The sequence below is a fragment of the Vibrio galatheae genome (assembly GCF_000967545.1).
GTDB classification, from domain to species: Bacteria; Pseudomonadota; Gammaproteobacteria; order Enterobacterales; family Vibrionaceae; genus Vibrio; species Vibrio galatheae.
Window position 1 is genome coordinate 320,387 of record NZ_JXXV01000016.1, and the last position, 22,117, is coordinate 342,503.

Genomic DNA, 22,117 nt, shown 5'->3' on the forward strand with positions numbered 1-22,117 from the left:
TAGTATGAAGTTAGCAACCCTAAAAAACGACAGTCGTGACGGCTTACTGGTTGTGGTCAACAAGGCACTTTCTAAATGCGTAGCCGTGCCGGAAGTGGCGCAGACAATGCAAGAAGCGTTGGACAATTGGCGACACGTAGAGCCACAGTTGAATGAAGTCTATTTGGCATTGAACAATGGTGAACTAACCAGCGAAATGCCGTTTGAACCAACATTGTGTGAGTCACCACTACCTAGAGCTTACCAATGGGCTGACGGCTCTGCGTATGTCAATCACGTTGAATTGGTGCGTAAAGCTCGTGGTGCTGAAATGCCACCGAGTTTTTGGACTGATCCTCTGATGTATCAAGGTGGGTCAGACACGTTTATTGGACCTTGCGATGACATTCCAGTTGCGAGCGAAGAGTGGGGGATTGATTTCGAAGGTGAAGTTGCGGTGGTGACGGGGGATGTCCCGATGGGTGTCTCAGCAGAAGACGCAGCGCAGTCTATTCGCCTTGTCATGTTAGTCAACGATGTTTCTCTGCGTGGGTTGATTCCCAATGAGCTGGCAAAAGGGTTCGGTTTTTTCCAATCTAAACCCTCATCAGTGTTTTCGCCCGTTGCGGTGACACCAGATGAGTTAGGTGAGGATTGGGATGGCGGAAAGGTCAGTTTGCCTTTGCTGAGCTTCTACAACGACCAACCATTTGGCTGTCCAAATGCAGGGGTGGATATGACGTTTGAGTTTCCACAATTGATAGCACACGCAGCCAAAACCCGTCCGCTATCAGCAGGTGCGATTATTGGGTCGGGAACCGTGTCGAACAAACAGGGCACTGACTATGGCACTGCAATTGCTGAAGGTGGCGTGGGGTATTCTTGCATTGCTGAAGTGAGGATGATAGAGACTATTCGTGATGGTTCGCCATCAACAAGCTTTATGAAGTTTGGTGACCGAATCAAGTTAGAAATGAAAGATGCACAAGGCAATTCTATATTTGGCGCTATCGACCAACAAGTGGTGATGTATGGGTGAGCGTGTGCTGTATGGTTATTGGCGCTCTTCCGCGGCGTATCGGGTGAGAATCGCGCTCAACCTAAAAGGCTTAAGCTATCAGCAGCGCTCAATTCATTTGATTAAAAATGGCGGAGAGCAACACTCCGCCGAGTTTCAACAATTGAACCCCAATCAGCTCGTGCCCGTGTTGGTCGATGGTGATTGGGTCTTGAATCAATCGCTCGCGATCATAGACTATCTTGACGAAACGTACCCAGACCAGTTACTCACACCGCAGGACCCGCAACGTCGTTACTTGGTGAAAGCGCTTGCGCAAGACATCGCCATAGACGTTCATCCGCTCAATAATTTGCGTGTTCTTCAGTACCTTTCTGGTCAGTTGAATGTAAGCGATGAGGACAAAAACCAATGGTATCACCACTGGATTCACCAAGGGTTTTCCGCGTTAGAAACTCGTTTAGCAGCCAGCAGTGGTCAATATTGCGTGGGTGATGAAGTGACACTAGTGGATGTGTGTTTAGTTCCCCAAGTGTACAACGCCAATCGTTTTAATGTTGATTTAAGCGGTTATCCAATAATAGAAAGAGTGACAATGTCACTCAATGATCTCGATGCATTTAAGAGGGCTGCTCCTGAGGTGCAGCCAGATGCGAACGCAGGTTCATAACTGCAATTTGATTTCTTCCGCCCTCTTTCGCTTGATAGAGGGCTTTATCTGCGCGTTCCATTAACTCAATCATAGAGCACTTTTCATTGGCAGAACTGATCGCCACGCCTGCACTGATAGTGATGACATTTGAGCACGATGAGTGTTGATGGGGAATGGACGCGCTTTCTACTTCAAGCCTGATTAGCTCTGCGATTGCAATGGCTTTGTCTAAACTGGTATTGGGCAGCACGGCGACAAACTCCTCTCCACCGACGCGCGCGAAAAAACTGTACTCAGCTTCCAAGTCGATAAACGTGAGCCTTTTGGCGACACTACGTAAGGCTTTATCGCCCGCGACATGGCCATAATTATCATTGAAGGGTTTAAAATGGTCGATATCAAACAAGATTACGCATAAGGTCTGTTGGTACTTTTGGGTTCTTTGCCAGATGGTTTCTATCTTCTGATTAAAGTAGGTACGATTTTTTAATAGTGTTAATGCATCTTGCTCGGCAAGTTGTTTGATTGATAAGTTTGCTTCCGACAGCTGGCGGATAAGCTGTTCTTTCTCGATTGCTTCTTTGATCCTAACAATGGCTTTGTTGTGCAAAGTGCGTGTGTACAAACTCATGTAAATGACGCCACATAGCACCAGAATAAAAGCCTCGAAGTGTCGATTTAAGCCAAGCGAAAAATAGATGACGAGTGGCAGAATGAGTGACCAAAAATAGGCTCTCAGTACGGAAACTGAGTTGATGTGGAATATGGTGCCTGCAAAGGCGAGGGCGGTACACCAGATAGTACTGGCAAGCAGGTTTTGCTCGGGGGCAACTTGAATGTACCAGATTGAGCCTAATGACCAGACGAAGCCCACCAGCGAACGTGCAATCAGCATCCCTATCCAGTGGATTTGCTTCATTGAGCCGTTGTCGATGAGAGGGCGGAGATAGCGGTCTACTAGATAGCGGAGTGAGATGACTACGATAAATAGCATCGCCCAGATAATGCTATGGGTGGAAATTCCATAGTTAAACACAGAGACACTGAGCACCAAAGCGGCAAGCCCACTTTGTAAAATTGCGATCAAAGGAAAAGCATCTAACATTTCCAAATGCTTTCTTCGTTCTATCTCAAATGTGATACTTGAGTCCATTAAGCCATCATTTTTGTTTACTTTTGATTTGAACCTACCTTAATCGACTTACGGTGTAAATAAAGTGTTAATAGAATTGATGCTTATGACCAGAATGCAAAAAGCCACCTTAATCGGTGGCCTTAGACTCGTCTTTGGAGAATGAATGCGAATTAACGTAATGCGCTGAGTTGGCGCTCACGGAACTGTAATTCGGCAATGTTGAATTGGCGTACATCCAGTGTCGCTAGGTCGTTGCACTCTTGACATGAGCAATGACTTTTTCCATCAACATATTCATGCTTGGTTAACATGCTTGGTTTCTTGCACCAATCGCATACACCTTCGATTGTAAACATAGTCTTCTCCCCACCTTATTTGCTAGGTGTTATTTTCGCGGGGAATTATGGCATGAATACCTGTATATGGTTAACTATTTGTTACGAGGAATGCGAGAGTGATCGATTGCGCGGCTTTGTTTTATAAGCCCTGTCGAAAAAATGTAGCTGAGGTAGATTGTATTTGTAACTATTTGTTAACGTGCTTGAGGATGACCTTAAGCGCCTGATTTAAAAGCTTCATTTCATCTTCACTGCCCTTGAGATCAGGGTGATATATTTTTGAAAGTTGCTTATAGCGAATTTTGATCTGTTTCTCTTCAGGGAGCTTGGCTGGATTAAAGCCAAACATTGCGCAAGCTAGCGTAATAGGTTTGTCCTGAGTTTGGTTACTATTGCTGACACCATTCTCTTGCGCCTGAAGTTTTTTAATGTGGCGATACATGGCCTCCATCTGACGTTTTTGTTGTTTTAGCGTTTCATCTTTACGCCTCAATTCTCGATCCAGTTTAACCTGCTGTCGTTGCACATCAGAATCAGTCGCGAGAGAAGAGTTCAGCACTTTACGATTAGTTCGTATTAACCACGCGATTACGGCGAGGCTAATTAATAGTAGCGCTGTTAACGCGTAGATGGGGGCGTTTTGAGCTTGTTCACTTTCCGAAATTGACCTAGCTTTGGGACTGAGTTCTATATTCTGCCCGTCGAACGCGACTTCCAGTTGGTCGATAGCCGCTACTTGCTTTGCTCTGCGATTGTTGAACTGTTGTTCGAGCACCCGTGCATAGTCATCTTCAGCGTTAGGATCTTCCTTGGCGGCTTGCTGATACCAAAGTTTAGCTAAATCGAGATTGTCTGGTTGCAGCGTTGTTTTTTCGTAGAGCTGGCCGAGCAGCAGAGTCGCATGTTGATCGCCAGCCAAAGCAGCTTTACTGAGCCAAAAAATCGCGTTTTCAATATCAATACTGGTACCGATTCCTTGGTAGTATGCTTCGCCAAGCTTTGCAGCAGCGCTTGTGTTGCCGTTCTCTGCCGCTTGTTGATACCAGTAAAAGGACTCGGAATCTGACTGCTCTACATCTTGCCCTTTAGCATATTTTTCTGCGAGTTCGAATTGAGCATGAAGATTGTTATTTTGTGCGCTTTGAATGAGTGCTTCTACGGTTTGAGCCTGGCTCATTGAAGAAAAGATAACAAGTAGAAGGAATAGAGTGCGCAAATCAGCCTCTTATAGCTAAGGTAAAGTGATTGTATTTGCTAAGTATATCAATGGAACGGAAGAAATAGACAAAAATTGTTAGTGATCGATAGCAAGACATAAAAATGGCACCCGAAGATGCCATTTTTGCCGCTGTAGATCGAGATTATTTCAGAGGTAAGATCTGAATTTCAACGCGTCGGTTACAGGCTCGGCCTTGAGTGGTGCTGTTTGAACACAATGGGTAGCGTTCACCGTTGCCTCGGGCAATCGCGCGGCCCGTTGCCACGCCTTGTGATACCAGATAACCACGTACTGACTCTGCACGTCGCTCCGAAAGAATTTGGTTGGTAGTATCGCTACCTGTGCTGTCGGTATGACCATCAACTACAAGACTGGTATCAGGGTATTCAACTAGGATGCGTGCCACGCCACGAAGCGTTTTGTGAATGGTCGGATCTAACTGATATGAGTTGGTTTGAAATCCGATACCATTCTCCATGCGCAGCAGCAGTTGGTTTTCGCCAACTCGCTCGACTTGCACGCCGGAATCGAGCAGTTCTTTACGCAGTGCGGCTTCTTGCTGGTCGAAGTAGTAGCCAATACCACCGCCGACAGCCGCGCCACCTGCCGCACCGATCAGGGCACGTTTTCTACGCTCATCCGCATCATCACCGGTTGCTAGCCCTGCAGCAGCACCTGCGATAGCACCAATCAATGCGCCTTGTGTCGCTGAGTTTGTTTCTGTTTCACCCGTGGTGGCGTTTTGGCGTTGGGTCGCTTGACAGCCTGAAAGGGCAATAGCGATTGCTAGAGCAGCGGTAATCTTTTTCACGATAACATCTCCGTGTATTCTCGTATCAATCCAGAGCAACTCTACTTAGGGTTTGCGGTCAAAGTTACTGATGCAGGTGAGGATAGTTCAGGCAGTTTAACTCGCCAACCGCAATCCGTGCGCTATGAGTAGTCTTTGGAGAGCAAAGCCTAGGCGTCGTCAGTCCAGTTCGTTACTATGATGGTGTCAGACGACAGTGTCTGAGCTTTGGATGCCATCAATAAAGCTGATGGCATTCCTTATGTCAAGACAACAAAGTTTAATTGACTGAATATTAACGCTGGCTGAACGAGGGGTTTGCTAGCGGAGCATTTTTGGTGCTTGAGCGCCATTGATTGGGCGATTGACGGAAACTGTGCGACCCTTTTTTAAGCCGACTTCGTAATCTGCGGTTAGATTTTTCATCGCTTCTCTAAGCTGTTGCTTAAATGTTTCGCGATCGATATTTTTAAATTCTTTGTCGATGTAATCATCAATCTTTTTCGCTGAGTCCTCATCTGGGCTGATGATAGGCAGTTTTTCCAATGCGCCTTCTACCCAACCAGATAGAAACGAGTTTACTCTGCGAGTCACTTCTGCGGTCGGTGTGCCTGTACCCGCAAAACCATTTCGAAAGCGGCCAGTTTGTTCGTTCATTTCACGGTAGATAATATCGAATGCAAACGCGGCGAAGATAGCTCGGTCAGCCTCGCCAATGAATTCAACGCGCTTTAAGCCTTTATGATTGAGAAGCACCGCTTCGACACCAAATTTGGTGTTGATGCCACGAATGATTCTTAGCAAGTTAGAACCCACATTAGCTGGGAGTAGGTGAGTCGATTGCGTTTTCCCCATCTTGATGAACTCAATATCGTCCTTATCTAGTCCGTATTTAAGCATTAGACGGTGAGCCATCTTGATCGCATTTGCGGCTTCGTTGACGTTGGCAGAGTTACCAAGTTCTAAACATTTCGCAATTTTCTTGAGGGCTTTTTGTTTATCCATCGACCGAATCAAATCTCGCTAATTTGGCAAAGTCGGACATTTTAGCTGTTTCTAGCCCAAAACGGAAATGAGATATAGTTATAAGGTGATTCAGGTGATAAAAAATGCCACTGACTGAGCAGTGGCATAATTAAAAATAACCGATCTATTGCTTAGGGGTTAGATACCGAGTTCATCCAACAGATCATTGGCATTGCTGTCTTGCTTGTTATCTTGCTCTGCCTTAGCTTTCATTTTCTGTTGAGCCTGTTCCAAAATGTCATCTGGACACTCATCTTCCGCGACTTCAAATTCTTCTAACTGAATAAACTCAGTTTTGTCCATTGCTAGCTCAAGATAGAAAATATTACCGTGTTCGGTAGAGAAGGTAACGCGACGTGCTTGAGGGCGGTCTAAATTGGTATCGACAGACAAGTTTACTTGTTTGTTCAATGACAGCATTTTGGGTTGGTTCTGGGTAATATGTGTTTGCAGATCTTTACGTACCTGATTCGTAAAATGCCCCACTAGCTGGTTCATTAGTTCACCGAGTACATCCGCCACTTCGTCTGATGTGTGCAGAACGGCAAGCTCTTCATCAGGCATGCCCATGTTGCGCATGTAATTGGTGTAAACCTCAAGCGCGGCTTTTGAGGTGAAATTGATAACGACAAGACCAGAGAATCCGCCATCGAAAAGCACAAAACATCCGAAATCCGGTTTTAAGCTGGTTTTCGTGATCTTTTGCACCATGGCTGAGTAGGTAATCTGCGAGCTCGTTGCTGAGGTTAAAACGCCAGAAACGGACTGGCATAATTTCAAAAGAATATCTTCTGTTGTAATGATTTTATTTCTTTTCATGGATGACTCGCTCAATAAGAGACGCTTAAAGTGTGTCTGATAACTCTAAGTGTGGGAAAAAAATGCGATAAGTTCCATTCTGACACTGCAATTCTGTTTTGATCACCCTTTTAAATGTTGTAAAGTGACCTGATTCAAATAATAGTTTTTAAACTGAAGCGAACCCACTGCTGATTGGATCGGCGTTGTAGGGGGCAGGAAGCAAATGTTACCAAGATTACATTCTCAATCGGATGTGGATCCGATCGTACTCACCTTTCTAGAAGAACTGAAAGCCGCGGGATTCAGTGGTGATATCGAAAGCCAATTCTCTAGCCGTTTAGCGGTCTCTACTGACAATAGCGTGTATCAGCAATTACCTCAGGCAGTTGTTCATCCAAAAACGACCGAAGACGTGTCTTTGATTGCTAAGCTTGGCAACCAATCTGACTATGAGCGGATCAAGTTTTCACCACGCGGGGGCGGTACAGGAACCAATGGTCAGTCATTAACCAAAGGCATTGTCGTTGATCTCTCTCGTCACATGAACAAGGTACTCGAAATCAATGAGCAAGAAGGCTGGGTTCGTGTTCAAACGGGTATGGTTAAAGATCAGCTCAATGATATTGTTCGTCCATACGGCTATTTCTTTTCTCCTGACTTATCAACCAGTAACCGTGCAACGATAGGCGGTATGGTGAACACTGATGCCTCCGGTCAAGGGTCACTGAAATACGGTAAGACTTCTGATCATGTTCTGTCGTTGCAAGCGGTTTTTGCTGACGGTTCGTGCTTAGAATCTGATTTGTCGAGTGGATTGCCTCAGGAGGGCGAGTATGCTTATCAAGCGTTTCATGTCACAGAGCAAGTGTGTCGTGATAAAAGGCCACAAATCGAAGCTAAGTTTCCACCGCTAAACCGATTTCTCACTGGGTACGATCTAAAAAATGCTCTCGATATCGAACAAGATAAGTTTGACTTAACGCGTGTGTTGTGCGGTGCGGAAGGGTCACTGGCGTTTATCACCGAAGCGAAACTTAACCTAACACCGATTCCGAAAGCCAGAACTCTAGTTAACGTCAAATACAACAGCTTCGATTCTGCCTTGCGCAATGCCCCTTTTATGGTTGAAGCGAGCGCTTTATCTGTTGAGACGGTCGATTCTCGAGTCCTTAACCTCGCTAAACAAGATATTGTCTGGCATACGGTCAGTGACTTGTTAACAGATGTTCCTGGCAAAGATATGCAAGGGATCAATATGGTCGAGTTTGCCGGTCAGGATGAACAAGAAGTTGAGTCGCTGGTTAAGGCACTAACAGAACGTTTAGAGGTGATGTTAGCCAGCAATGAAGCGGGCATTATTGGCTATCAGGTTTGTAGTGACGTCGCGAGCATTGGTCGGATCTACAACATGCGCAAAAAAGCCGTTGGTTTGTTAGGCGCTGCGAAAGGGCGCGCCAAACCAGTCGCCTTTGCTGAAGATACTTGTGTTCCACCAGAAAACTTGGCTGATTTTATCGTCGAGTTTCGCGAGTTACTCGACGCCAAGTCTTTAAACTATGGCATGTTTGGCCATGTCGATGCCGGGGTACTTCACGTACGCCCAGCGCTGGATCTTTGTGATCCGAAACAAGAAGCTTTAATGCATGAAATCTCTGACGAGGTGGTAAAGCTGGTCGCCAAATATGGTGGCTTGATGTGGGGCGAACATGGTAAGGGTTATCGTTCGGAGTATGGGCCTGAATTTTTCGGCGCTGAGTTGTTTACTGAACTGCGCCGCGTAAAAGCTGCGTTTGATCCGCACAACAAGATGAACCCCGGCAAAATTTGTACGCCGCTTGAAAGTAGCGAAGAGTTGGTCAAGGTAACAGACACCAAACGTGGCTACTATGATCGTCAGATTGATGTGCAAGTTCGTGACAGTTTTAAGCAGGCGATGGAATGTAATGGTAACGGCTTATGCTTCAACTATGACACTGCTTCACCTATGTGTCCTTCGATGAAGGTGACCGCGGACCGCCGCCACTCACCGAAAGGCCGGGCGGGGTTAGTACGCGAATGGCTGCGCCAGTTGACTGAACAAGGTATTGATATTCTTGACCTTGAAAAGCAAACATTGGAAGCAAGCCCATCGATAAAAACCATGATTGACCGCGTGCGTAATAGCGTAAATAAAAGGCACGAGTACGATTTCTCACACGAAGTGTATGAAGCAATGAACGGCTGCTTGGCCTGTAAAGCGTGTGCCAGCCAGTGTCCAATTAAAGTGGATGTACCGAGTTTCCGTTCGCGATTCTTGAATATTTACTACTCGCGTTATCAACGTCCTGCCAAAGATTACTTGGTTGCCAATATTGAATCTTTGTTGCCAGTGCTAGCTAAAGCACCAAAGCTGGTTAATGGCGCGTTAAAGCAAAAATGGGTGCAAGATTTAACCGCCAAATCAGTCGGCTATGTTGATTCTCCGTTATTGTCAGTTCCTACGCTGGCAAACCGATTAACGGCACTGAAGCCGTTTGATTTACAACAACTCGCAGCTTTATCAAAGCAAGATAAAGCCAATCACGTTGTTATCGTGCAAGACCCGTTTACCAGTTACTATGACGCACAAGTGGTTGAAGATTTTGCGGCCTTAGCGGCTAAGCTGGGCAAAACACCTGTTTTACTCCCCTTTAAACCGAACGGTAAAGCGCAGCACATCAAGGGCTTTTTAAAGCAGTTTGCCGCCAATGCCCAAAATACCGCCGCGTTTTTGCAGCAAGTCGCCGACATTGAGATCCCTTTGGTTGGTGTCGACCCAGCCCTAGTTCTCTGCTATCGCGACGAATACCAAGAGGTTTTAGGTGACAAACGGGGCGATTTTCAGGTACTTACGGTTCATGAGTGGTTAGAGCCTAAGCTTGCAGAGTTTGATAAGCGACCTGCAAATGGTCAACAGCCTTGGTATCTGTTCGCGCACTGTACCGAGAAAACCAAGATGCCAAATGCCGAGAAAGAGTGGGGCGCGATTTTTGCTCATTTCGGTGCTAGCCTCGAGACAGTACCCGTCGGATGTTGTGGTATGGCGGGCACCTTTGGCCACGAGGTGGACAAGCTTCAGATGTCGAAAGATATTTATGCGCTGAGTTGGAAACCTCGCTTGCAAGATCTACCAAAAGAGCGTTGTTTGATCACGGGTTACTCATGTCGAAGCCAAGTTAAGCGCTTTGAAGATGTGAAAGTTGCCCATCCACTCCAAGCGTTACTGAAGATAATCTAAACTTAAATAGCTCAGCCTTTGTTGCTGAGCTATTTATTTAGGGGCTGAAAATGTAGGGAACCTTAATGGAGAGACTCAAAACAAAGATTCCACCGGTTGCGGTTTTCGTGCTGTTTTTTGTGGTCATCAACCACATCTGTCATGAGCTACGTGATTTTTCGTTCAACTTGCCGCTCAATACCTTAGTGTTCATTGTGTGTTTTATCTTATCTGGTCTATTTGGCCTCGCAGGCGTCTATGAATTTAAACGTGCCAAGACGACAGTGAACCCGGTAAAAGTCCACAACGCCTCTGCGGTGGTCGATACAGGGGTTTTTGGTTATAGCCGCAATCCAATGTATCTTGCGCTGTATTTACTGCTGTTTGGTTTTGCTTATTGGCAACAGAACTTACTGGCTATCGTGGTGAGTTTTGGTTTTATCTTATACATGAATCGTTTTCAGATCGTTCCAGAGGAACAGGCTTTGGAAAGACTGTTTGGTCAGCAATATTTGGATTATAAACAAAGAGTTAGACGCTGGATTTAGAATTTTCATCGTTCTCGAGGCGGCTCACGCATAGCCATATGGTATCGAGTGACGTTCAAAGCGCGATTTATTTGGTCGAGAGGGAGTTTGTGAACTGCAACATGAGTGCACAACAAGCGTCAAAAGTTCTTGCGGATTCAATCGCTTTTCATAAGTAATTCGTGAGCGTTTGATTTTTTCTTATTTAGATAAGAATGCTACGCCCTTAGTTTGGACGTAGCATGTGATACCAAACAGCATAAATTATCTGAACACCTATTTATGCCGTTGGTTATTAGTATTAAGGTTAGATAGCTAAGTCATCAATAATTTGATCGTCAACTAAGTTAGCGAGGGTTACTTGTAGCTTAGGTGTTCTTTCCATTTCTCGTTTAATAGCAAAGTTGGCCTCTTCATTGCGAGCCCAGCTACGTCTAGCGATGCCGTTGTTCACATCAAATAGAAGCATGGATTGAAGCTTGCGCTCTGCGTCACTGCTACCATCGAGCAGCATACCAAAGCCGCCGTTGATTACTTCACCCCAACCTACGCCACCACCATTATGGATTGAAACCCAAGTGGCACCACGGAAGCTATCACCAATCACATTGTGAATAGCCATGTCAGCAGTAAAGCGGCTACCATCATAGATATTTGACGTCTCTCTAAATGGAGAGTCTGTACCACTGACATCATGATGATCTCGTCCTAGGACTACAGGGCCAATTTCGCCACGATTAATGGCATCATTAAAGGCTTTAGCGATTTCCATTCTACCTTGAGCATCGGCATACAGAATCCTTGCTTGTGAGCCTACGACTAACTTATTGGCTTTAGCGTCATTGATCCAAGTAATATTGTCCTGCATCTGTTGCTGGATCTCAGCAGGGGAGCTTTGCATAATATTACTTAAAACTTGTGCTGCTATTTGATCTGTTTTGTCGAGGTCTTCCGGTTTACCTGAAGTACAAACCCAACGGAATGGACCAAAGCCATAGTCAAAGCACATTGGCCCCAAAATATCCTGCACGTAAGAAGGGTACTTAAAATCAATGCCATTTTCTGCCATAACATCAGCGCCTGCACGCGAGGCTTCTAATAAGAAGGCATTACCATAGTCAAAGAAGTAAGTTCCCTTCTCGGTATGCTTGTTGACGGCAGCGCCATGGCGTCTCAATGTCGCTTGCACTTTTTCTTTGAATACGTCCGGTTCTTCTCTAATCAAACGATTAGACTCTTCGTAGCTAATATCAACTGGATAGTAGCCGCCAGACCAAGGGTTATGCAGTGACGTTTGGTCTGAGCCTAAGTGAACAAAGATCTCTTCTTCTAGGAACGATTCCCAAACCTCAACCACATTACCGATATAGGCAATAGAGACGACCTCTTCGTTAGCCTGTGCTACTCTGACGCGCTTAATCAGCTCAGGCATATTATCGATGAGTTCATCAACCCAGCCTTGTTGATGTCGTTTAGTCGCGGCATTAGGGTTAACTTCTGCACAAACAGTAATACACTTAGCAATGTTACCTGCTTTAGGTTGTGCTCCACTCATGCCACCTAAACCAGCGGTAAGGAATATTTTGCCCTTAGCTTGTTCACCTGCTTCTAACACCTTGCGGAAAGCGTTCATAACGGTAATGGTTGTGCCATGAACAATCCCTTGAGGGCCTATATACATAAATGAACCAGCCGTCATTTGACCATATTGAGTCACGCCCAACGCATTAAATTTTTCCCAATCGTCCGGCTTAGAGTAGTTCGGGATCATCATACCGTTGGTGACTACAACACGAGGGGCTTCTGGCGAAGAAGGGAATAACCCCATTGGATGCCCTGAGTACAGGTGCAAGGTTTGATCGCTCTCCATCTCACTCAGGTATTTCATTGCTAACAGGTATTGCGCCCAGTTTTGAAAAACAGCCCCATTGCCACCATAAGTGATAAGCTCTTCTGGGTGTTGGGCAACTGCTGGATCAAGGTTGTTATCGATCATCAACATAATGGCGGCAGCTTGCTGGCATTTTGCTGGATAGTCGCTTATTGCTCGCGCTTTCATTAAGTAATTCGGCTTAAAGCGATACATATAAATGCGGCCAAAGGCATTTAACTCTTGCGCAAACTCATGCGCAAGCTCTTGGTGCCATGCCTTGGGAAAGTATCTAAGGGCATTGCGAATGGCGAGTTGTTTCTCTTCTGTGCTGAGAATATCTTTGCGCTTGGGAGCACGGTTAACATTCACCGGATAAGTTTTTGCCGGTGGCAGCTGCTCAGGGATCCCCTGTTTAATTTGTTCTTGAAAGCTGAGTTCAAAAGTCATCATTTACTCCAAAATTAAGCGTCAAAACTCACAGTGAAAGCTTGGGATTTCACTAACTCCACCATCGCGTCGATATCAGGTTTCAATAGCCTATCTTCTTCGAGCTTAGCAACCTTAGTGCGGATCAATTCGAAGTTTTTCTCAATAAGATCAGAGCAACGATTAGGTCTTCTGAATTCCAGTGCTTGAGCGGCATACATGAGCTCAATAGCAAGAATCTTATCCAAGTTGCCTAAGATTTGATTGAGTTTTCTACCTGAAATACTGCCCATCGAGACATGGTCTTCTTGGCCCATTGAGGTAGGTACGCTATCAGCCGATGGAGGGAAACAGAGTGATTTATTTTCTGTTACTAGCGCTGCTGTCGCATACTGAGGGATCATCATGCCTGAATTGAGACCACCTGCTAAAGTCAATAGACGCGGTAAACCATGAAGCCCTTCTAATAAAAGATAACAACGACGATCAGCAATATTGCCAAGTTCTGCAGCTGCAATCGCCGCATAATCGAGAACCATAGCTAATGGTTGTCCATGGAAGCTACCACCAGAAATGGCTTCTTCGCTACTGATAACGATCGGATTGTCGGTCACTGAGTTCATCTCGATTTCAACAAGTTCTTCTAAGTGATAGTAGGCATTACGAGAAGCGCCGTGAACTTGCGGAATACATCGCAGCGAATAAGGGTCTTGCACGCGACCACAGTTACTATGAGAGGCCATGTTTTGAGAATCTTTAAGCAGTCTTCTCATACGCGCAGCGACTTCTAAGTTGCCAACAAAAGCTCGCGTTTGGTGTAATTCGTCTCTGAACGGTGATTCACTACCTTGCATACCTTCAATACTCATAGCGCCAGCGACGTCTGCAAGATTTAACAGGTAACGCATTTTTGTTAATGCTGTAATGGCATGAGATAGAATAAATTGAGTACCATTAATTAAGGCTAAACCTTCTTTTGCATGCAGCTCCAATGGTTCTAACCCATTGGCCTCAAGTACAGCCTTGGCAGACTTTATCTGACCATCCTGCCAGAATTCACCTTCGCCTATTAGTGGCAAAAAGAGGTGTGATAGAGGCGCTAAATCGCCAGATGCACCCACAGAACCCTGTTCAGGGACCACCGGAATGAGGTCTAATTCGAGGAAAGTAAGCATGCGCTCTACTACTTCCAAGCGTATACCAGAGAAACCTTGGCTAAGGGCATGAACTTTGGTGATTAGCATTAACTTAGAAATTGCTTTTTCGATCGGATTGCCGACACCAACCGCGTGGGTGATAAGCAGATTTTTTTGTAGTAAATGCGTTTCTTGTGGTGATATCTGCGTATCGCACAGCGGCCCAAAACCGGTGTTAATGCCATAAATTGCTTTATCAGAGTTGGCCATCTTATCTACATTGGCACGGCTGACATTAATTTTTGTTAAGGCTTCAGGGCACAGTATTGCTTTGATGTGTCCATTCGCGATGCCGTTTACAGTATCAAGATCTAAACGATCAACACCGTATCTAAACGTCATGGTAAGGCTCCTTGTGGTTCACGTTATCCAGACAAACAAATGGCTAGGGCGCTATCTTGCACCAATCATTGCCACTGAGTTCTGGGTAGTTATTTTTCGGAGAAAGCGTTCGCAATGTCCCAACAAAGACGAGCGGCTAACCGAGCGGTTTGGCTGTCTACGTCATAGGTTGGGTTGTATTCTGCGATATCTGCTATCACCAATTTTTGCTTGTAATGCAAAATTCTGTCGATAAATGGGGCGAGCATGTCGATACTCACACCTCGTGCGGCAGGCGCGCTGACTCCCGGTGCGGTAGCAGCAGGAAAGACATCCAAATCAATGGTGAGATAGATGTAGTCACAATTGTCGATAAAGTGCTGCAGTTGAGTCAGATGGTAAACATGATTTAAATGCGCGAGATCTTTATCTTCGATGTACCAAACGCCGAGTTTATCTGCTCGTTTAAACAGTGCTTCGGTATTGCTTGCGCGACTGACACCCAAACAGGCGTAGTGAAAAGGCCAGCCTTTTTTCGCGCAATAGTGTTGAATTTGATTAAACGGTGTTCCTGAGCTTGGCTTAACCTCGGCGTGCTCGCTTTCGAATGCTCTGAGATCGAAGTGAGCATCCATGTTGATGATGCCAATCTTAGGCTTCTTACTTGGATTGAGGTGTTCGAAATATTGCGCTAGCCCTTGGAACGACGCCCATGCAACCTCATGCCCACCACCGAGTGTAATCACTGGCGTGGATTTGAGTGCGGTAGCAATAACAGAGGCACAGTGAGACTGGCTTTGTTCTAATTTGTCGTCATCACACACAACATTGCCTAGGTCAATCAGCGCACTTTCTTTGTGCCACGCCATATTTGCAAGCGCGCGACGAATCAAATCAGGCGCTCGTTTGGCACCAATACGGCCTTTGTTACGCGCCACACCCGCGTCACTACAGAACCCCAATAAGCTAACCGCATTTTGGTAAGGTTGCAGTTGATCGACCTGACATTGCTTAATCACGTGATGGACGCGTTTTCCTTGCGCACCATCTTCTGCGTCGTGACGACCTTGCCAATGAAACTCTTGGTTGGTGGTTAAAGGATTAGGCATAATCAAACTCTCCAGCAACAAGACGGGCAACCAAACGTGGTGCGCCTTGGAAGTAGCTAAATTCGGCAGGGTGTTCGACATCCCATATGGCTAAATCTGCTTCAAAGCCGGGTTTGATTTGGCCAATTTTATCGCCAAGACCTATGGCTTGAGCCGCATGGTTAGTGACACCGCGTAGGGTTTCTTCTGGTGTTAGACCAAACAGCGTGCAACCCATATTCATCATCATAGTCAAATCAGCAAAAGGTGATGTGCCAGGGTTCAAATCGGTCGCAATTGCCATCGGTACTTGGTGATGACGTAGCATTTCGATTGGGGGTAGCTGCTTCTCTCTTAAGAAGTAGAAAGCACCAGGCAGTAATGTGGCAACTGTGTTAGAACGCGCCAATGCAATCACACCTTCTTCATCCAAATACTCGATATGATCGGCGGATAATCCCGAATACTTTGCGGTTAATGCGCTACCACCAAGGTTAGAAAGTTGCTCGGTATGACCTTTCACTGCGAGTCCATTATCGATCGCCGCTTGGAAGACTTTTTCGGTTTGTTTGAGGTTAAAGCCTATCGACTCGCAAAATACATCGACGCTGGAGGCGAGTTTCTCTTCTGCTGCCGCAGGAATGATCTCATTACACACGTAGTCGATATAATCATCAGCGCGACCTGTGTACTCAGGTGGCAGTGCATGAGCAGCAAGTAAGGTTGTCGAAATACGAATTTTTCGATGGCCTTCTAACGCCTTAGCGGCGCGCAGCATTTTCAGTTCATCATTGAGTGTCAGACCATAACCGGATTTAACTTCAACGGAAGTGACACCAGAGCGAATCAGTCCTTCTAAACGGGGCAGTGCGAGCTCGATGAGCTGCTGTTCACTTGCCTGTCTTGTGGCACGAACGGTTGATAAAATGCCACCGCCTTGCTTGGCGATTTCTTGATACGGAACGCCTTGCAAGCGCTTTTCAAATTCATCTGCGCGGCTACCTGCAAAGATTAGATGAGTGTGACAATCAATAAAGCCAGGGGTAACGAGCCTTCCCTGACAGTCAAAAACATCACTTGCTGCGACATGGCCGTGAGTAATCGAATGGATAGCCCCATTTTTTATGTGCAGGTTACACAGCGGCGAAACGCTATAGCCGTCGTTGTCTTGCGTCATGGTTACTAACTTGGCATTTATTAATACTAAGTCTTCTGAGAGGCTCATAATCAATACTCGATTTAAATGTATATACAAATAATGGTTTAATTATACTATTTGATCAAGTCGCATGTTGAAAAAATGTGATCAATAGAAAAGTATATCGTTCTATATTATAGGAGAACCTTAGAACTTAATTTGTATCGAGTGCCAGGGTGGTAGAGTAAAGCCGTACTAACGAGCTTGTCTTCACTCCATGTCCGTCGATTGAGTAGTAAACAGGGTTCACTTACCCCAAGTCGCAGCGCCGCGCGTACCTTTACATCAGCCACAATCGCTTCTACTGTGTGCTCAATAGCGCTTAATGGGCAGTTTTCAGAAAGGTATTGGTTAGGGGTTATTTGCGAAAAATCTTGTTCTAGATAGTTAGGTGCATAGCTCGCGTTAACCCAACGATTTTCAAGTTGAATCGGAGATTTGTCTTCAAAGTGAATGATTTCGCTATAAAAAACATGACTGCCCAACATAACGCCCAATTTCATTGCGACCGCATCGTCAGCGGAGAGGGCAATTTGTTTGACGACTTTGCTGCTATAGATTTTTCCGCGTTGTTCCACCTCTTTTGCGATATTGCGAATATCAAGTAGGGGAGATTCCGCTTTGTCATCTGGTGCACAGACAAAGGTGCCTAAGCGGGGACGTCTGACAAGTCGACCTTCAGAGACAAGATCACGAATGGCTTTGTTGACCGTCATACGACTGACATTGAACTGTTTGGTCAGCTCGAGTTCCGTGGTGATTCTATGGCCTACGGGCCAATAGCCTTGTTCTATCTGCTGGGTAATATAGGTTTTGATTTGGAGGTATAGCGGCGAATTACTCATAGTTACTAGACTTTTAATTTGACTATACAAATGGTTATGTATTTACGCCATAAATGCAAGGATTGCCGTCAAATTCGACACTAATTTGCGCGATCAACCCATTTTAGACCTAGTTTAGGCGTTAGCGCCAAATCGATAGCGGAATGCTAAACCTAAGGCAATATCCGTACTGTTGTCGGCGTGGAACATGTTCTCAACGACGGTCAGTTCAACCGCGCTGTTCTTGAGTGTATAGCGGTAGCCGTAGACAAATTCAGTGGTAGGTTTGGAGAATTCACTTGTGTCATCGAGTAATCCTTGATTGATCGTCAATTGAGCAATTAAGGTATGGTGTTCAAACCATTGGTAGCGATAGCTCGCCCCGAAAGTCCAGGTCGAACTGCGAAAAGGCATTGACTCGAAGTCAGTGGGAGTTTCTCGTAGCGTGATAGCAAGTGAGGTATCAAAGGCGTGCTTGTCATTAATGTAGCCATAATTGATTTGGCCACTTTGTTCAAAGCGAGAAGCGCTAAACAGTCCGTTGCTGGTATCGTTGTAGTAGAGTGATAGGCCGAATGACACGCCATGAGATTCATCACTGTAGGCTTGATATTGTAGATAGCTCGTTATTGCACTACCTAAAGTTTGACCGTTAAAGTTAGCTTCTTGAACACCATACGCAGGCATATCAATCACAAATCTATGCCTGTCTGCTTCAGCACGGCCATTTTGGTCAATGCCGACCATATCATGAAAGGCCATGGTTGGTTTATCGAGATGATTATTGGCAGCAAAGTTCCAGCGATATTGAACATCCAACTGCCAGTCTGAGTTCAGTTGCCACTTTCCCCCCATCGAGAGTTGATTTTGATAGTAATCGAGCTCATAACTTGCCGTTATCGCCCAGACACTGGAAATGGTCGCGCTACCATAAAGTTCATATTGGTCAGGATGTAATGAGAAGCCAGATCGGATTTGAGGTGCTAAAACGTTAGTCTGAAGAGGGGACTGTGAATAGATGTTTAACGGGCCATAACCATCATTTGCAAGGGCACTGCAAGTATACAAACCAAACGTAGTACCGATAAAAAGCCAAAACTCACGCATCTTCATCACCCTAAACTTTATTATTATCTGTTTGATAAAAATATAGTTAAGGAGGCATCGCTTTGCTAAAAAGAATGGCTTACTTGTTTTACCAAGTAAACCACACTAGATTAAGCCGCACTTAAATGCGTGGTGATATATGGCTGCCATGCATTTTGATACAGCGCTTTAGATTCACTGCGCATTTTGCTGATTTGCGCCAATTCAAACTCATGAAAACGGCGACCTTCAACGAAGGCCGCCCGCTCAATTTTTTGGATTCGCTCGTAGATATCGTGTTCGGCACCGCTTTTCACATCAGCGATGGCTTTGAGGTGAAGTTGGACTTCGGCAATCAGTTTAGTTTTCGGCAACTGGACCAGAATGTTGAGATCTCGGTATCCAGATGCCGCGGGTTTTTTAAAGCGATTTTTGACTTTTACTATAGTCGTTTCGCGGTTTAACACTTCGTATGCAGACATCAGACCTTCGATGTCATCGGCAACGATAGTGGCTCGGGCGAGGTCAGTGATGCGTTCGGCTTGACCGCCTAATTCGTATGTGATTTTTTCTTTTGCACGGTCAGCGGATTTAACGCCAGCAAAGTAAGATTCTGTTGATGTGAGAAGTGCGGTGCTTTTACACAGGGTCTCAAGTTCGGCTTGAGCTTGATGTGCTTTGCTGTAAAGCACGTCGAAGTCTGAGTATGGTTGAGTTGGCGAAGTCGACATAGATTGAATGCCGTACAAACCACTTAGGTTATGTTTGAAGGCTTTGGAGCATACCTCATTTTGGTTAGTCGCACTTTTGTCTTGGCCACTTGGCTCGGTTTGAATAGCGGCAAATGCTGGGGCGCGACTGAGAATTAAAAGCATCAGGGCCGTTGTTCGCAAAAATAGGCTCATTCACTCTCCTTAGATGTATAGGCTTAGCTAAAAGGTGTCGAAAAAAGTTTCAATCGCTAACACTATCCATCTCTATCAAATTATTGGGGCAGTGATACAGATTCCAATAGCTGTCCCTTGGCTTGAATACAAAACTTTGAGCCGCTTCTCATTTGATTACGAAGAGTTTGATAACGTCTCTGACTAAAGGTTCATCTTCAAGATGTTACAAAGTCTAACTCAAGCAGGTGAACCGAAGTTGAACGTTCGATTGCGGCATAAAGATAAGGGATACCACTTGATAGGAGTTTCAGCTACGCTATGCGCTACAAAGTCAGCAATAGAGAAATAGAATGAAAGACCCGGAGTTTTGGCATGGTAAATGGGCCGCCAACCAAATCGGTTTTCATCTTGAAGATGTGAATCCACTTTTAATCAAATACTGGCAGCATACGAGTCCAAACCAAGAAGAGACGGTATTTGTGCCCCTGTGTGGTAAATCAGAAGATTTAGTTTGGCTGGCGACCAAACATACGGATGTGCAGGGCGTTGAGCTAAGTAATATTGCGGTGCGTGCGTTCTTTGCTGAACATTTTTACACCCCAATGGTGATGCCAATTGGCGGTCAGCATGAGCTCTTTCAATTTGATGAGTTGTCGATTTATGTCGGTGACTTTTTTACTGCGCCGATTAAGCCGGTCGACATTATTTACGATCGCGCATCACTAGTGGCGCTGCCTTCAGAGATGCGAGCGGCGTACGTGGACAAAATCAAAACATTGTTGAAATCGGGAGGGCGCGTTTTGCTTGTGACATTGGACTACGAGCAAGATTTGATGCCAGGACCTCCGTTTGCTGTGCCAGAATCTGAAGTTAGAGCACTTTACCAAGGCTTTAAAATTACTAAACTAGAGAGTAACCTCGAGGCAGAAAAGCACCCTAAAATTGCTAAGCATGAAGGCGCTCGATTTGTTGAAGAAGTGTACTTAATTGAACACTCGGAATGAGTAAACTGAAGGTGAACGGAAAGGCTTGGCAAAGACGACCAAGCCTTTTTTCTATCGCTATTAATAAACGACTTTCACTTTAGTGGCGCTGGCTTTGGCCGCTTCAATCGCATCTTCAATTGAATCACGGCGTGTGATAGCCACCCCTAATCTGCGTCGGCCATTGATGTCTGGCTTGGCAAATAGACGCACCTGAGTTTGTGGTACGGCTAACGCGTTTTTAAGGCCGATGTAGCGAAGGTCGTTCGAGTGACCTTGGCCTAAGATTACCGCTGAGGCAGCAGGGCCATATTGAGTGATTCCAGCAATAGGCAAGCCAGTGAACGCGCGCACATGTAGGGCAAACTCAGAACTGTCTTGCGACATCAGAGTCACTAAGCCAGTGTCGTGGGGGCGAGGAGAGACTTCATTGAAGATGACTTGATCACCTTTAACAAACAGTTCAACACCAAATATGCCATATCCACCTAAAGCATCAACGACTTTGCCTGCCGCGTCTTGTGCAGCGGCGAGCGCTTGTTCGCTCATCTGTTGTGGCTGCCACGACTCGCGGTAATCCCCATCTTCTTGACGGTGACCAATCGGTGCGCAGAAATGTACGCCGTCAACGGCACGTACGGTTAACAGGGTAATCTCATAATCAAAGTCAATAAAGCCTTCAACGATGACGCGACCTGCGCCAGTGCGACCGCCTTGCTGAGCGTAATCCCAAGCTTGATCGACATCTTGAGGTGTTTTGAGCACACTTTGCCCTTTACCCGAAGAGCTCATCACTGGTTTGCAGACGCATGGTAGACCTACGCTTTCAACAGCCGAAACAAATTCTTGATAGTTATCGGCAAATTGATATGGCGAAGTGGTTAAATTGAGTTCCTCTGCGGCTAGACGGCGAATACCTTCGCGGTTCATTGTGAGTTTGGTTGCTTTGGCTGTGGGTACAACATTCAAGCCTTGTGCTTCTAACTGTACAAGTTTGTCGGTGGCAATCGCTTCGATTTCAGGTACAACGTAATCAGGTTGTTCTTTCTCGATTATCGCCTGCAGGGCATCGCCATCAAGCATATCTAGCGTGTAGCTGCGGTGAGCGACTTGCATTGCTGGCGCGTTAGCGTATCTATCACAGGCGATCACTTCAAGACCAAGACGTTGGCATTCAATGGCAACCTCTTTCCCCAATTCACCTGAACCTAGGAGTAAGACACGAGTTGAACTATTGGCTGTAGCAGTACCGAACATAATTAACCTTGTAAATTGAGAGGAATAGAGAGTTTTCCGAGCATAATACGTATTCAAAAACAAAAAGCAAACGTTTGCTTTGGCGATTTTAAGCCAAATGATGTCTGGTTGGTTGTTTTGTGCTCAAGTTAAGATCTTAGGATGGCACGCGTCTTAATTTTGTGTGACATTTTGAGTGTTTTGTTAATTATATGAGAATAATTATTACTGAATGGCTGTGTTTTAGGCGTATAATCATCCGAAATTAATCATTGCAAA

Annotated in this window: 19 protein-coding genes; 5 read left to right on the plus strand and 14 right to left on the minus strand. The window is 45.5% G+C overall.

Annotated features, from left to right (window positions below):
- Nucleotides 1-4: 4 nt before the first annotated feature.
- Both TW81_RS10125 and maiA read left to right on the plus strand, forming a co-directional pair.
- Nucleotides 5-1,018: a fumarylacetoacetate hydrolase family protein gene (locus TW81_RS10125; RefSeq protein ID WP_045955578.1), complete on the plus strand. Its 1,014-nt coding sequence runs from the start codon at nucleotides 5-7 to the stop codon at nucleotides 1,016-1,018.
- On the plus strand, nucleotides 1,011-1,667 hold the full coding sequence (maiA, locus tag TW81_RS10130; RefSeq protein WP_045955579.1) for a maleylacetoacetate isomerase: 657 nt from the start codon (nucleotides 1,011-1,013) through the stop codon (nucleotides 1,665-1,667). Before TW81_RS10125 ends, maiA begins: the two co-directional genes overlap by 8 nt.
- Here the strand turns inward: maiA and TW81_RS10135 are convergent.
- From TW81_RS10135 to TW81_RS10160, 6 genes are all read right to left on the minus strand, one after another.
- A complete protein-coding gene (locus TW81_RS10135; RefSeq protein ID WP_045955580.1) occupies nucleotides 1,618-2,802 on the minus strand; it encodes a GGDEF domain-containing protein in 1,185 nt (394 codons plus the stop codon). The two genes, maiA and TW81_RS10135, sit on opposite strands and share 50 nt — an antisense overlap.
- A 152-nt stretch (nucleotides 2,803-2,954) precedes the next feature.
- Complete coding sequence (locus tag TW81_RS10140) at nucleotides 2,955-3,140, minus strand: hypothetical protein (protein ID WP_045955581.1); 186 nt, start codon at nucleotides 3,138-3,140, stop codon at nucleotides 2,955-2,957.
- Nucleotides 3,141-3,309: 169 nt separating this feature from the next.
- Nucleotides 3,310-4,338 carry an SEL1-like repeat protein gene (locus tag TW81_RS10145; RefSeq protein WP_045955582.1) on the minus strand — a complete coding sequence of 343 codons (1,029 nt, stop codon included), beginning with the start codon at nucleotides 4,336-4,338 and terminating at the stop codon, nucleotides 3,310-3,312.
- Nucleotides 4,339-4,483: 145 nt separating this feature from the next.
- A complete protein-coding gene (locus TW81_RS10150; protein ID WP_045955583.1) occupies nucleotides 4,484-5,152 on the minus strand; it encodes a YiaD family glycine zipper/OmpA-like lipoprotein in 669 nt (222 codons plus the stop codon).
- 300 nt (nucleotides 5,153-5,452) lie between these two features.
- Nucleotides 5,453-6,136, minus strand: coding sequence for a DUF2786 domain-containing protein (locus TW81_RS10155; protein ID WP_045955584.1), 684 nt, complete (start codon nucleotides 6,134-6,136; stop codon nucleotides 5,453-5,455).
- A gap of 159 nt (nucleotides 6,137-6,295) precedes the next feature.
- Nucleotides 6,296-6,976, minus strand: coding sequence for a DUF3334 family protein (locus TW81_RS10160; protein ID WP_045955585.1), 681 nt, complete (start codon nucleotides 6,974-6,976; stop codon nucleotides 6,296-6,298).
- Nucleotides 6,977-7,181: 205 nt separating this feature from the next.
- Here TW81_RS10160 and ydiJ point away from each other — a divergent pair, with 205 nt between their 5' ends.
- Both ydiJ and TW81_RS10170 read left to right on the plus strand, forming a co-directional pair.
- Nucleotides 7,182-10,214, plus strand: a complete 3,033-nt coding sequence (ydiJ, locus tag TW81_RS10165; protein ID WP_045955586.1) for a D-2-hydroxyglutarate dehydrogenase YdiJ — start codon at nucleotides 7,182-7,184, stop codon at nucleotides 10,212-10,214.
- A 65-nt stretch (nucleotides 10,215-10,279) separates the two neighbouring features.
- The gene (locus TW81_RS10170) at nucleotides 10,280-10,741 is read left to right on the plus strand and encodes a methyltransferase family protein (RefSeq protein WP_045955587.1); all 462 of its coding nucleotides are present in this window, start codon (nucleotides 10,280-10,282) and stop codon (nucleotides 10,739-10,741) included.
- A 286-nt stretch (nucleotides 10,742-11,027) separates the two neighbouring features.
- Here TW81_RS10170 and TW81_RS10175 read toward each other — a convergent pair whose 3' ends face one another.
- From TW81_RS10175 to TW81_RS10205, 7 genes are all read right to left on the minus strand, one after another.
- On the minus strand, nucleotides 11,028-13,043 hold the full coding sequence (locus TW81_RS10175; protein WP_239424320.1) for a urocanate hydratase: 2,016 nt from the start codon (nucleotides 13,041-13,043) through the stop codon (nucleotides 11,028-11,030).
- An 11-nt stretch (nucleotides 13,044-13,054) separates the two neighbouring features.
- Complete coding sequence (gene hutH, locus TW81_RS10180; RefSeq protein WP_045955589.1) at nucleotides 13,055-14,557, minus strand: histidine ammonia-lyase; 1,503 nt, start codon at nucleotides 14,555-14,557, stop codon at nucleotides 13,055-13,057.
- An 89-nt stretch (nucleotides 14,558-14,646) separates the two neighbouring features.
- Nucleotides 14,647-15,645, minus strand: coding sequence for a formimidoylglutamase (gene hutG / locus TW81_RS10185; protein ID WP_045955590.1), 999 nt, complete (start codon nucleotides 15,643-15,645; stop codon nucleotides 14,647-14,649).
- Complete coding sequence (hutI, locus tag TW81_RS10190; protein ID WP_045955591.1) at nucleotides 15,638-16,849, minus strand: imidazolonepropionase; 1,212 nt, start codon at nucleotides 16,847-16,849, stop codon at nucleotides 15,638-15,640. Before hutI ends, hutG begins: the two co-directional genes overlap by 8 nt.
- Nucleotides 16,850-16,956: 107 nt before the next feature.
- Complete coding sequence (gene hutC / locus TW81_RS10195; protein WP_045955592.1) at nucleotides 16,957-17,667, minus strand: histidine utilization repressor; 711 nt, start codon at nucleotides 17,665-17,667, stop codon at nucleotides 16,957-16,959.
- A 114-nt stretch (nucleotides 17,668-17,781) separates the two neighbouring features.
- Complete coding sequence (locus TW81_RS10200) at nucleotides 17,782-18,753, minus strand: DUF3187 family protein (protein WP_045955593.1); 972 nt, start codon at nucleotides 18,751-18,753, stop codon at nucleotides 17,782-17,784.
- A gap of 110 nt (nucleotides 18,754-18,863) precedes the next feature.
- Nucleotides 18,864-19,637, minus strand: coding sequence for a RelA/SpoT domain-containing protein (locus tag TW81_RS10205; RefSeq protein ID WP_045955594.1), 774 nt, complete (start codon nucleotides 19,635-19,637; stop codon nucleotides 18,864-18,866).
- Nucleotides 19,638-19,969: 332 nt separating this feature from the next.
- On the opposite strand from TW81_RS10205, the gene TW81_RS10210 reads away from it, so the two are divergent.
- A complete protein-coding gene (locus TW81_RS10210) occupies nucleotides 19,970-20,623 on the plus strand; it encodes a thiopurine S-methyltransferase (RefSeq protein WP_045955595.1) in 654 nt (217 codons plus the stop codon).
- Nucleotides 20,624-20,683: 60 nt separating this feature from the next.
- On the opposite strand, the gene purT is transcribed toward TW81_RS10210, so the two are convergent.
- Entirely contained in the window at nucleotides 20,684-21,859 is a 1,176-nt protein-coding gene (purT, locus tag TW81_RS10215) for a formate-dependent phosphoribosylglycinamide formyltransferase (RefSeq protein ID WP_045955596.1), read from the minus strand.
- Nucleotides 21,860-22,117 lie beyond the last annotated feature (258 nt).